Origin of the sequence: Streptomyces sp. HSW2009 (assembly GCF_040240285.1) — a bacterium.
GTDB lineage: Bacteria > Actinomycetota > Actinomycetes > Streptomycetales > Streptomycetaceae > Streptomyces.
Window position 1 is genome coordinate 1 of record NZ_JBEHZD010000235.1, and the last position, 11,426, is coordinate 11,426.

The 11,426-nt window shown below is 70.7% G+C and carries 9 protein-coding genes and 1 pseudogene; 3 read left to right on the forward strand and 7 right to left on the reverse strand.

Annotated features, from left to right (window positions below; genetic code table 11):
- Together AAHZ94_RS18320 and AAHZ94_RS18325 are read right to left on the reverse strand one after the other, a co-directional pair.
- Window positions 1-201, reverse strand: a pseudogene (locus AAHZ94_RS18320) (hypothetical protein); the annotation flags it as partial.
- A 50-nt stretch (window positions 202-251) separates the two neighbouring features.
- Window positions 252-1,052 (reverse strand): AfsR/SARP family transcriptional regulator, encoded by an 801-nt coding sequence (locus AAHZ94_RS18325; protein WP_349994036.1) that lies wholly within the window; start codon window positions 1,050-1,052, stop codon window positions 252-254.
- 492 nt (window positions 1,053-1,544) lie between these two features.
- On the opposite strand from AAHZ94_RS18325, the gene AAHZ94_RS18330 reads away from it, so the two are divergent.
- Entirely contained in the window at window positions 1,545-2,555 is a 1,011-nt protein-coding gene (locus AAHZ94_RS18330) for an Lrp/AsnC family transcriptional regulator (protein WP_349994037.1), read from the forward strand.
- Window positions 2,556-2,625: 70 nt separating this feature from the next.
- On the opposite strand, the gene AAHZ94_RS18335 is transcribed toward AAHZ94_RS18330, so the two are convergent.
- The 3 genes from AAHZ94_RS18335 to AAHZ94_RS18345 form a co-directional block, all read right to left on the reverse strand.
- The gene (locus tag AAHZ94_RS18335) at window positions 2,626-4,221 is read right to left on the reverse strand and encodes an MFS transporter (protein ID WP_349994038.1); all 1,596 of its coding nucleotides are present in this window, start codon (window positions 4,219-4,221) and stop codon (window positions 2,626-2,628) included.
- Window positions 4,222-4,248: 27 nt separating this feature from the next.
- Entirely contained in the window at window positions 4,249-4,683 is a 435-nt protein-coding gene (locus AAHZ94_RS18340; RefSeq protein ID WP_349994039.1) for an SRPBCC family protein, read from the reverse strand.
- A gap of 80 nt (window positions 4,684-4,763) precedes the next feature.
- On the reverse strand, window positions 4,764-5,537 hold the full coding sequence (locus tag AAHZ94_RS18345; RefSeq protein WP_349994040.1) for an SDR family NAD(P)-dependent oxidoreductase: 774 nt from the start codon (window positions 5,535-5,537) through the stop codon (window positions 4,764-4,766).
- A 392-nt stretch (window positions 5,538-5,929) separates the two neighbouring features.
- On the opposite strand from AAHZ94_RS18345, the gene AAHZ94_RS18350 reads away from it, so the two are divergent.
- Entirely contained in the window at window positions 5,930-6,859 is a 930-nt protein-coding gene (locus AAHZ94_RS18350; RefSeq protein WP_349994041.1) for a helix-turn-helix transcriptional regulator, read from the forward strand.
- Between the two features lie 443 nt (window positions 6,860-7,302).
- On the opposite strand, the gene AAHZ94_RS18355 is transcribed toward AAHZ94_RS18350, so the two are convergent.
- Both AAHZ94_RS18355 and AAHZ94_RS18360 read right to left on the reverse strand, forming a co-directional pair.
- A complete protein-coding gene (locus AAHZ94_RS18355; protein ID WP_349994042.1) occupies window positions 7,303-8,652 on the reverse strand; it encodes an SGNH/GDSL hydrolase family protein in 1,350 nt (449 codons plus the stop codon).
- Between the two features lie 649 nt (window positions 8,653-9,301).
- The gene (locus AAHZ94_RS18360) at window positions 9,302-9,757 is read right to left on the reverse strand and encodes a MarR family winged helix-turn-helix transcriptional regulator (protein WP_349994043.1); all 456 of its coding nucleotides are present in this window, start codon (window positions 9,755-9,757) and stop codon (window positions 9,302-9,304) included.
- A gap of 661 nt (window positions 9,758-10,418) precedes the next feature.
- On the opposite strand from AAHZ94_RS18360, the gene AAHZ94_RS18365 reads away from it, so the two are divergent.
- Window positions 10,419-11,405 (forward strand): ferric reductase-like transmembrane domain-containing protein, encoded by a 987-nt coding sequence (locus AAHZ94_RS18365; RefSeq protein WP_349994044.1) that lies wholly within the window; start codon window positions 10,419-10,421, stop codon window positions 11,403-11,405.
- Window positions 11,406-11,426: the final 21 nt, after the last annotated feature.

Consider the following 11,426-nt stretch of genomic DNA (forward strand, 5'->3'; position numbering starts at 1 on the left):
GGGGGCGGGCGCCGCGCGGGCGCCCCGGGCCGCGCCGGGGCCGGCGGGGGGGGGGCCCGGGGGGGCCCCCCCCCCCCCCCCCCCCGGCCGGTGCGGTCGTCGTGTGGTGGCCCGGTCGTTCGGCGGTGCGGCGGCCGGCCGGTGCCGCAATCGGCCGGTGCCGCGGCCGGTTGGTGCCGTGGTCGGTGGGCGACGGAGCACCCTGGGGGAGGGCCCGCGCGGACGCGGCCCTTCCCCAGGGCCGTCCGCCCCTATCTGGCCGCCCCTGACAGGGCCAGGAACTGCTCGTCAGGCTCGTCCTGGAGCATGACGTGGTGCAGCGTGTTCACCGTCGGCGAGGGGGAGATGCCGAGATCGTCCCCCATGCGGGTGCGTAACCTCTGGTAGACGTCGAGCGCAGCCGCCCTACGCCCCGAGCCGTACAGCGCGCGCATGAGCTGCGCGTGCAGGTTCTCGTGGTACGGATGCTCGACGGTCAGCTCCGTCGCCTCCTCCACCGCCTCCTGCGCCCGCCCGGTGCGCAGCAGCGATTCGACCAGCAACTCCCGTGCCCCGAGATGGAGTTCGCAAAGCCGTTCGGCGTGCGGGGCGAGCACCCGGCCGATCTTGACGTTCCCCAGCGGCGGTCCGTGCCAGCAGGAGAGTCCCATCCGCATCAGCCGCTCGGCCTGCGCGGCGTCGTCGTGCGCGATGGCGGCCCGGCTGATCCGTACCAGCCGGTGGAAGGCCGGCTTGTCCCACTCGTCGTCCTCGACGCGCAGCACGTAGCTGTTCCCGTCCGTCATCAGCCGGCTGGCCGCCACGTGCTTGACCGAGGTGCGGGTGCCCTCGGCCATGATGCGGCGAATGATCCCGATGTACGTCTGGAGGGCGGTCATGGCCGTCCGTGGCGGTACGCCGTCCCATAACTCGTCGATGAGGGTGGGCATCGAGACGCGCTGTCCGGCGCGTAGCAGCAACAGCGCGAGTGCTTGGCGCTGCTTGGGGGCCGTTGGTGTGATGTCCCGGCCCTCGACGATGAGGGCCAGATTTCCGAGGGTCCGAAATTCCATAGCTGCTTCGGCTTCTTCCTAGGAGTGAGTCGCGGAACTGACCCCGAGGCGATGTCGCTGATCGGTGAGGGCACCGTGTGGGGACGGTTCACGGAAGCGGGGCCAATCCGTGTAACAGCCAGTTTTAATGGCGGGGCCCGGTGTGAGCGGCAGTGCGCTCCGGCGACAGGAAGGAAGGGAGCCCGAAAAAATTGGCATTCTCTTCCGCGGCTCGCCCGTTCGGCGTGGGTCCGAAGGGCGAACGACTCAAACGGTGTTGCGCCGACTGGCCCGGCGAACATCGAATCCCTGGCACAGGCGCGGTGCCCGGGACATGAGTGATGGACAGCGCTGGACCCCAAAGGGTCGGCAAAATCGTGATCCCCACTCTCATCCCCCCGTGAGCAGCGCCGGTTGAGAATCGCGGCGCTGTGCGTTGTCAACTTTGGCAGTACCGATGCCTTCAGACAATGGTCTTGTCCTGTGTGGTAGCTCTCCTGCAATGATCTAGCCATGATGAAAGATTCCGACACATTTCATAAACTCGACTCCCACGACCGACGGTTGGTCGCGGCCCTCCAGATCAACCCGCGGGCCGGGGCCGGAGTCATCGGCCGGGTCCTCAAAGAGCACGAGCGCACGGTGGCCCGACGCATCCACCGGCTCATCGCCCAGGGCGCCATCCAACCCACCGCGGTGTACGACACCATGCGGTGCGGTCTCGGCAACGCCGTGCAGTTACGGCTCGAAGTGGAGGGCGGCGCGCTCGAACGGGTGGCGCGCGCCCTCGTCGGCCGGGACGACATCCGCCGACTGGTGGCGGTCAGCGGGCGCAGCAACGTGCTGTGGTGCGAGCTCATCGTGCCGTCCCGACCTGGGCTGCACGCCCTGATCGCCGAGGGCATCGAGGGCGTCCCGCACATCAGGGAGTTCGAGGCGCACACCACGCTGCGCACGTTCGCCACCCCGGCCGACTGGCAGGTGCCGGAGCTGACGGGGCCCGAGCGGGAGCAGTTGCACGAGGGGCGGGTGCAGCCGGTGGAGCGGCCGGCCGACCGGTATGAGCTGTCCCCCGTCGATCGACGGGTGGCACAAGCTCTGATCGAAAACGCGCGCGTCAGTCTCACCGAGATTTCCCGGAATCTCGGATTCTCGGTGGCGACGGCCGGGCGGCGGGTCACCGCCCTGTTGGAACGGCGAATGCTTTATTTACGTACCGAGGTCGAACCTGCGTTGTTGGGCAGACCCGTCGAGGCGCAAATGTGTCTCAAAATCCCCCCTGCCGGCCTGGAAGCGGGAGGCTGCGCGCTGGCCGCGTACCCGGAGGTTCGCTATTGCGCCGCCATCACCGGGACGTACAACCTGATTCTGGAAGTGTGCCTCGGCCACGAGGGCGACCTCTACCGCTTCCTCAGCGAGCGGCTCGGGGGGATTCCGCGGATCGGCGAGGCGGCGGTGGAGATCATCACGCACGCCTACAAGCGCGGGTTCGTCATCAAACCGCAAAGGCCGCGGGAGAGGTGAAGGCACGGCGAACGGGGTGGGCGCTCCACCTGGAGTACCCACCCCGCCACCGCTCACCGGCATTCTCGAATTACGACACGCTCTCCACCGCCGGCGCGCCCTTGGCGGGCTCCTGCGCCTCCTCGCCCGGGGCGGATTCGTCCTTGGACTCGCCGAGCATGAGGTAAATCGCCACGGACAGCAGCGCGCAGATCACGGCGCTGGCCCACAGCACCACGTGCCAGGCGTCGGTGAAGCCGTCGGTGACGAAGTCGAAGAGGTCCGACCTGGCGTCGGTGGGCAGCTTCTCCAGGGCGTCGTCGAGATCGCCCGCATTCACGTCGTTGGCCAGGTCCTCGGGCTCGCCCCGGTAGGCGGGGTAGCGGTCGAGGCCGTCGCGCAGCGAGTTCTGGAGCAGGTTGACCAGGGCCGAGCCGGCCGCGGCGATGACGACCGCCTCACTGCCGAGCCGCAGGGTGTTGAGGAAGCCGGCGGCTGCGCCCGTCGCCTGCGAGGGGACGACGGTGAGTACGGCGCCGTCGACGAGGCCGAAGTTGAGCCCGAGCCCGATGCCGAGCGTGATCAGCGGGCCGGCCAGCGCACCGGCGCCCACCCCGGGCTCCAGGACCAGCGCAAGCCAGCCGACGCCCACCGTCAGACAGATCAGGCTGGCGGCGAACACGGTGCGCGCCGTCCACCCCCACTTGATCAGCTTCCCCGCCAGGATCGGCCCGATGAGGATCGGCACCGTCATCAGCAGCATCATGGCGCCCGCCGACTTGCTGCTCGCCTCGTTGGCGACCACCAGGTAGTTGGGCAGCAGCGGCAGCAGGATGACGAAGGCGAAGGTGACGACCACGGGGATCAGGCACAGCGCCATGAACCGGCCGTTGCGCAGCAACGACAGGTCGAACATGGGGTGTTCCTGGCGCCGCTCCACCAGCGCGAACACCACCATCAACAGCACCGACCCGATCAGCAGGGCGAGGACGCCGAAGCTGCCCCAACCCCACTGCGGCCCCTCGACCATGCCGAGCATGAGGAGGAAGAGGCTGCCGACGAAGGTTACCGTGCCCGTCCAGTCCACCTTGGCCGCCGATTCGCTCCGCGACTCGGGCATGAACGGCACGGCCACCAGGACCAGCACCATGAGCAGGGCGTGCGAACCGTAGAACGCGCGCCAGCCCAGGGTGTCGGCCAGCACGCCCGCGATCATCGCGCCGAGGGCGAGCCCCGCCCCGGTGGCGATGCCCACCGCGGCGAACGCCTTGGTGCGGGCCGCGCCGTCGAAGGTGGTGGCCAGGATGGAACTGCCGCTGGTCAGCAGGGCGGCGGCACCCACCCCCGCCAGGCCGCGCACCAGGTCGAGCAGGATGATGTTGGTCGCCACCGCGCTGACCAGCGAGGCCCCGGTGAACAGCGCCGCGCCCACCGCGAACATCCGCCGCCGCCCCACGAGGTCGGCCAGCGAACCACAGGCCAGCATGAAGCTCGCGAAGGTCAGGTTGTAGCCGTGTACGACCCATTGCAGCGCGTCCAGGGACGCATGGGTGTCGTGGTCGATGTGCGGCAGCGCGACCCCGGACCCCGTGACCGAGGTCGGCAGGATCAGCAGGGTCAACAGCACCGCGCCCAGGGTGATCTGGGGACTCGACCGGCGCGTGCCACCAGCCAAGAGGGCATTCACTTCGCGTGCTCCTTCATCGCAAGCGCATCAGCGCTGGGACTCGGCTCGTACTTTCAAGGCGGCGTTCATGAGCAGGAAGCCCTCTTCGATGCGCCAGATCATGCCGCCGGCGAGCGGCATCGTCAGACCGCCGAAGTCCTCGCGCTGGCGCAGCCGCACCCCCGAATCGGTCTCGTCCAGGATGAATTCGTGGCGGGCGCGGAAGATCGTCGCGTGCCGGATGATCCCGGACCACTGGAGCTGACGGTTTTCCTCCACGACCGTGACCGTGGGGGAGTGGGTCTCCTGCTGCGACTTCTTGGGTCGCTGCATGCGCAGCCACAGTTCCTGGCCGACCTCGGCCTTTCCGCGGGCTTCGAGGATGAAGGGGTTCCATTCCCCGTACCGGTCGAAGTCCACGATGACGTCCCAGACCACATCGAGGGGCGCCGCTATGTTGACGTACGTTTCTATGCTGCGCATGTCCGTTCTCCTTCTGCTGCGCGGTGTACGCGGTTTCGCGGGACGCGCGGATACCGCGGGTTCGCCGGTGGCGCGGTCGATCAGGCGGGAATCGCGTTGACGACGCCGCCGTCGACGAGGAGGTCGACCCCGTTGACGAACGCCGCCGCGTCCGAGGCGAGGAAGGCGACCGTCGCGGCCACCTCCTCGGGCGTGCCGACGCGCTGGAGAACCGACTGGCGGGCGCTGTCCTCGCGCTCCTCGGGGGTGGGCACCGACTCCTGGAACATGTCGGTGTCGATGTAGCCCGGGCTGATCGCGTTGACCCGGATGCGCCGGTCGGCCAGGTCGCTCGCCAGGGTCTTGGCGAGGTTGGCCGCCGCGGCCTTGGTCGCCGCGTACAGCGAGCCGATGGCCAGGCCCCGGTGGTGGGTCCAGGAGGCGTTGATGATGATCGAGGCGCCGTCCCGCAGCAGCGGCAGTGAGCGCTGCACGGTGTAGAAGACGCCCTTGAAGTTGGCGTCGATCACGTAGTCGACGTCCTCTTCGGTGAACTCCTGGATGCGCTTGAAGACGCCGACGCCGGCGTTGGCGAACACCACGTCCAACTTGCCGAAGCGCTCGCCCACCTCGTCGAGGAGGCGGTCGAGGTCGGCCGGCTTGGCGACGTCGGCGGTCGCGGCGAAGAGCCGGTCGCCGCCGTCGAGCCGCTCGGAAGCCACCTTCAACCGGTCGGCGTTGCGCCCGGTGATGACGACCTTCGCGCCTTCCGCGAGAAAGAGTTCGGCGGCGGAGAAGCCCATTCCGGTGCCGCCACCGGTGATCAGGACGGTCTTGCCGGCGAAACGGGGGGCCTGCGGAGTGTTCTGCGTCATGACATACCCAGTCAGTCGAGTAAGCGGATGGCTTGGAAGAAGGCCGAAAGGAGATCGGAAGAAGATCGAAAGAAGGCCGGGAGGAAGGGCGAACGGAGGCGGGGGTACGCGGCGATGTGGGGCGAGTGGGGGAGGCGGGGAGGGGGAGCGAGGGGAGATTCGGGTGCGGGGGAGAAGCGGAGCTGAAGAACAGGGGGTGCCGTGCCGTCGAATTCGGCCCCGGGTGATGAACCGCGGGGAACTACCGAGACCGGAACCTCCGTTTCCGTCCGCGGCCGTCGACGGGCACGCCGGGGTTGGCGACCCACACCGGCACGAAGCCGGTATTCATCACGAGGAGCATCTTCTGTGACATTGCCCGGACGTGAGTAGAGCCTGCTTATGGTGGTGTCATGACCACCACTCACGTGCCAGCGGCCGACGGAGCGGACCAGTCCCGACCACGGAGAGAGGAGCTCCGCGCCTTCCTGCGCTCGCGTCGCGCCAGGGTCAGGCCGGAGGACGTGGGGCTGCCCGGGCGCGGCCTGCGCCGGACACCCGGCCTGCGCCGCGAAGAGGTCGCCACGCTCGCCGGCATAGGGGTGTCCTGGTACACCTGGCTGGAGCAGGGGCGCGTCATCAACGTCTCGGACTCCGTGGTCGAGTCGATCAGCCGGGTGCTCACCCTCGACCACGCGGAGCGCGCCTACCTCTACCAACTGGTGGGCCTCCAGCCGCCGGAGGAGAAGGTGGTGGAGGCGGAGGACGTCGCGCCGATGCCCGAGTTGCAGCGCCTGGTGGACGCGTGGTCGCCGTACCCGGCGTACGTGCTCGACCGGTGGTGGAACTTCGTCCTGATCAACAGGTCGGCGCAGGCGGTGTTCGGGCTCCGCGGACGGGGTCAGAACTGCCTGGTCTCCTTCTTCACGGACGAGAAGTACCGGTCCTTCTTCGCCAACTGGGACACTTTGGCACCGCAGGTGGTCGCCGACTTCCGGGGCGCGGCGGCGGCCTACTCGGAGGACCGCAGGTTCGCCGTGATCGCGAGCCGGCTCTACCGGGACAGCCCGGACTTCGCCCGGCTGTGGGACCAGCACGACGTGCGCAGGGAGTCCAACGGCACCAAGGCCGTCAAGCACCCGGTCATGGGCGAGATGACCTTCGACCACCTGGTGCTGCACCCCTCAAGCCGGCACGACCTGCGGGTCACCGTGCACCTGCCGCGGGAGGGGTTCACCGCGCGCCGCCGCCTCGAACGCCTCCTGGAGAGCCAGCCGGCGCCGGCCGCCGGTGAGTCGCGGGGCCCGGAGTCGGAGTCCTCCGAGGACGCCCTGACGGGGTAGCGGACGCAGATCGGCGGGCCCGCGGGCGCCGTCGCGCAGTGCCTCCCCGTGAGGTGCCCCGTGCAACGCCCAACGGGGATGCCCGGTTTCCTCCCCGGACGTCCCCGCCGGGTGTTGCGAGAAGGGCCGCAAGCCCTCGCGGGCTGCTGGATCTGATGCTCTGTCAGATTGGCTGGCTTTGGTGGTTCTGGTGGTTCTGGTGGTTCGGTGCGGGCGGGTGGCTCGGTGTGGGCGGGTGGTTCGTAGCCAGCCGCCCCCCGACCGCGAGGGCCAGGGGACGGCTGGGGCGGGCACCCGCCAGACCACCTGTCAGGCCGGGAGCCCGTCAGACCAGGCACCCGTCAGGCCGGACACTCACCGGGCACCCACCGGATGAGCTGCGCTGACGCCGGCTCACTCGGGTCTGTTCGGGCCTGTTCGGGTTCGCTCGGATCGAGTCGGGCCTAGAGCTCGTCCAGGTCGAGCGCCTCGGCCATCGCGCGGTAGCCGGCGTCGCTCGGGTGCAGGTGGTCGCCGCTGTCGTACGCGGGGAGCAGCCGGTCCGGGTCGGCCGGGTCGGCCACCACCTTGTCCAGGTCGATGACCTCGTCATAGACGTCCGAGTTGAGCAGCCACTCGTTGAACGCCTCGCGCTTGGTCTCGCCGCGGTCGGTGTAGTAGCCGGCGCCCTTGAACGGGATGAGCGTGGAGCCGATGACCTTCAGGCCCTTGGCGTGCGCCTGCCGCACCAGTTCCTTGTGGCCCGCGATGATCTTCTCGGCCGAGACGTCCGGGATCTGCCCCATGCCGCCGAGCCCGATGTCGTTGATGCCCTCCATGATGACGACGGTCCTGATGCCGGGCTCGCCGAGCACGTCCTTCTTGAAGCGGTCCACGGCGCTCTCGCCGGTCCCCGGGGTGCCGACGGTGACCATGTTGCCGCTGATCCCCTGGTTGAGGACGGTGCGCGGGTCGTCTTCGGCGACGAAGCGTTCCGCCAGGTCGTCCGGATAGCGATTGCTGGCGTCGATGGTGGACCCCATCCCGTCGGTGATGGAGTCGCCGAAGGTCACCACGCCCTTGCGCAGGCCCGGGCCTGCGCCCTTGACCTCGACGTTCGCCAGGTAGTACCAGGATGCGGTGGTCTCGGTGAACGCCTTGCCGGCGTCGTCCGCCCGCTGGTCGCCCGCGGCCCGGTAGGCGGTCTGCGAGGCCGCCATGTGGTACGTGGAGGGGCCGGTCGGCTCGTTGAAGTACAGCGTGATGGTCAGCGACTCCAGCGCCTTGACCTTGAGCGGGGCGGCGTCGGTGTACACCTCGCCGCCCGCCGGGACGGTGACGGAGCCCTTCTTGTCGAAGGTCAGCGGCAGGCTGCTGCCCTTGTGCACGGCCGCGCCCTTGTCCGTCCGGGCGACCGTGGCGCCGGTGACGGTCAGCGGAGCGGTGCCGTACCGGTTGGAGATCTTCACGCGGGCGCTGCTGCCGCCGGTGCTGACCCGCACCACCTGGCGCACCGACTGCTGCTTGAAGCCCTGCTGTGACCAGTTGGGGAACAGCCCCCGGCCGGGCTGCTGGACGGAGGTCGACCAGGCTCCCTGCCACGCCTTGCCGACGTGCTGCGCGGTGTCGGCTGTGGTCGTGGTCGTGGTCGCGGTCGGCGCGCTGGCGTGGGACAGCGCTACCGGCGACGGCGGGAGCACCAGCAGCGCCCCCGCCGAGAACAGCACCGCCAGGGGGCGGGCGCTCGCCCGTAACCGTCGGTGTGCCAGCCCGGCATCGTGGCCCCCTGGTGTGGTGTGCGTCCGGTTGCTCATGGGATCGCTCCTTCGCGTCGTCATGTCGCTCGGGTTCTCGCGTGGCCGTGCTTCTCTCGGTTCCTTGCGGCTACTTGCTGTTTCTCGCGTTGCGCGTGCCGTGTGCGCTGATTGCGCCGGGTGCCACGTGCTCGGTGCGGCGCGGTGCGCCGACGTCCCCCGGTTGGCCCCGCCTCGCTGACCACGACGATCCGTCCCGCCACAGCGGCACCAGGGCGCGCTCCCGGCACCGTGGGATGCGGGGACGGCACGGGTCACTTGCTCCGCTGTCGTCCCGGCTCGCTCACGAACGGACTGTCGTCTCGCGGATGCTCAGGCTCTACGTCACCATCCCGGCCGGGCGGACGTCTATTGGGCCCTCCCCCGGGCCGTTCGGGAATTGGCCATGGTCCGTAGCGACGGCGCGGCCGGGTCCCGCCGCACCCCCACCCGCCTGCGCATATGCCCCGGGCAGCAGCCCCGCGGCGGGTGCGGTAGCCGGCCACGGCGGCGGGCGGTCGGGCGGGGGAGCGCGGGTGTGCGGTCGGGTGGGCGCGCGAGCGGGGACTGCGTGAGTACGGGGCGCGGTCGCGTCCTCGGGCGGGCAGGTCCTCGCGCGCGAGCGCGCGCGTAGGCGAGGCGGGTCTCGCCCCGCCGGGGGCGGCGTCCGCTACGGGCGCGGCCAGGGGCGGCCGTGGCGGCGTTCGATGTCGGTGTTGAAGCGCCTGAGGTAGGCGGCGAAGGCCGCCACGTCCGCGGCCGACCAGTCGGCCAGGATCTCGTCGAGGGAGACGATCAGGCCCGCGCGCTCCGCGTCGAGGGTGCGGGCGCCCTCGACGGTGATGCGGAACTTGCGGGCCATGCCGCCGTCGGGGTCGGCGATGCGCTCCACCAGACCGGCGCGCATCGCCGCCGCGGTCTGCCGGTTGAGCGTGGAGGCGTCGAGCCCGAAGGCGTCGCTCAGCTCGCCGATCGACATGGGGCCCTGGATGCGGATGCGGCTGAGCAGGATGTACGCGCTGCGCTCCAGCGCCCCGTCCGCGCGGCGCCCGCGCCGGTGGTGCAGTTGCCCGTACCGGCTGAGCAGCATCTGCTCGTACTCGACGTCGTGCGTGGGCTTGCCCATGGTTCCTGTCGCCTCCTGCGTGCCCCCGGGTCCCGCCGGCGCATCGCGCCTGGTGGCGGCCGGTTCATCCTCTCACGCGGACGCCCGGCGCCGGCCGGGGCGAGGCCGCGCCGGTCGTGGAACCGGCGGCGACGTCGGCAGCAGCGGCGGCAGCGGCGGCGGGAGCAGCAGCGTTCACCGCGCCGCGACCACGCACCTGCCGTGCCGCCCGTCGCGACACCGGTCACCACGCCCGCGACCACGCGCCCGCCGTGCCGCCCGCCACGACGCCGATCACCACGCCCGCGACAGCCTCTGCCGCGCCACCGGTCCCCGCGACCACAGCCGCCATGACACCGACTACCGCCCCAGCCGCCGACGCCCACCACCACCGCCTGACCCTCACCACGGCAGTGGACATAGCAGTGGACATGACAGCCGTCCACGGGGTGATTCGCGCCACGGCCGAGAACGCGTTCCGCGGGGCGGCGAATGCGGCCAATGCTGGTCCAGACCTATGCTGTTGCACCTCGAACGCGCAGGCTGACCGGCGATTTCGTACGCTCGTTCTGGCTGAATCACACGCTCCGCAACGCTGGGCTCTCCCTCACACTCGTGTTCGTACGGCCCACGCGCCACCTCCGCCACCCCGTCGTGGCCCCGTGCTCGGGAGGCTCAGCCGATGTTGCGAGACGCCCCACCGGACGGGGAGGGTACGGCCGCGGAGCCCGAGCGTGACCGGCGCCCGGCCGACCGGATCGCGCTCCGCGCCGATCTGCGGGCCGCCGTACCGGACGCCGCCGCCGCGCTGGTCGTGACGGCCGCGGTCTTCATCCTGCTGTACGTCCGGATGGACGACGGCAGTTCGGACACGGTGTCCGTGATGCCGTTCATGAACGACTCCCGCACCTACTGGATGTATCTGCTGAGCCAGGCGTTCGGCTGGTCGGGGCTGCTGTGGGCGTGGGGCACGGTGATGCTGGGCCTGGTGCTCTCGGGCCCGGGGCCGGCAGGGTTCGGGGTGCGCCGCGCGGTGTGGGAACGCTGGCACCGCACCACCAGCCTCACCACCATGGCGCTGATGGCCGCCCACGCCCTGCTGTTCGCGGCCGAACTGGTCCGCTACGAGACCGACCTCGGCTGGCTCGACCGGCTGTGGGGCGGCTTCGCCGACAGCTTCGTACCCGGCTGGTACGACTCGGGCACCGGCCGCACCGCCATCCCCATCGGGCAGGGCGCCCTCTACCTGGCCGTCCCGCTCGGCCTGCTCTTCTACGTACGGCACCGCATCGGCGCCAACACCTGGCGCCGGCTGCACCGGTTCGTCATCGTCATCTACGTGCTGAGCGTCTGGCACACGCTGCTGTACGGCACCAACGTCTGGTACGACGGCTGGCCGCGCACCGTGTTGTGGCTACTCCAACTGCCCATTGCCGGACTGCTGTTGCTCAGGCTGCTGCGGCCGGCCCGGCGGGCCGAACGGCTGGGCGCGCCCACCCGCGGCAGCGCCGCGCACGCCCCGCGCTGGGCCGGCCGGGCGCTCGGCCGCCTCGTCGTCGCCGCGGTCGCCGTCGGTCTCGTCGCCGTGGTGGCCTCCGGGCACGACGGCGGCCGGGCCCGCCCCGCCGCCCCCCCCGCCCCCCGCCCGCCCGCCCCACCGGCGGGATAGGCGCGGCGGGCGGGGCGGGCG

What these genes read in the sequence shown, in the direction of transcription:
- AAHZ94_RS18325 (WP_349994036.1), bottom strand. Translation starts at nt 1,052, where the DNA reads ATGGAATTTCGGACCCTCGGAAATCTGGCCCTCATCGTCGAGGGCCGG.
- AAHZ94_RS18330 (WP_349994037.1), top strand. Translation starts at nt 1,545, where the DNA reads ATGATGAAAGATTCCGACACATTTCATAAACTCGACTCCCACGACCGA.
- AAHZ94_RS18340 (WP_349994039.1), bottom strand. Translation starts at nt 4,683, where the DNA reads ATGCGCAGCATAGAAACGTACGTCAACATAGCGGCGCCCCTCGATGTG.
- AAHZ94_RS18345 (WP_349994040.1), bottom strand. Translation starts at nt 5,537, where the DNA reads ATGACGCAGAACACTCCGCAGGCCCCCCGTTTCGCCGGCAAGACCGTC.
- AAHZ94_RS18350 (WP_349994041.1), top strand. Translation starts at nt 5,930, where the DNA reads ATGACCACCACTCACGTGCCAGCGGCCGACGGAGCGGACCAGTCCCGA.
- AAHZ94_RS18355 (WP_349994042.1), bottom strand. Translation starts at nt 8,652, where the DNA reads ATGAGCAACCGGACGCACACCACACCAGGGGGCCACGATGCCGGGCTG.
- AAHZ94_RS18360 (WP_349994043.1), bottom strand. Translation starts at nt 9,757, where the DNA reads ATGGGCAAGCCCACGCACGACGTCGAGTACGAGCAGATGCTGCTCAGC.
- AAHZ94_RS18365 (WP_349994044.1), top strand. Translation starts at nt 10,419, where the DNA reads ATGTTGCGAGACGCCCCACCGGACGGGGAGGGTACGGCCGCGGAGCCC.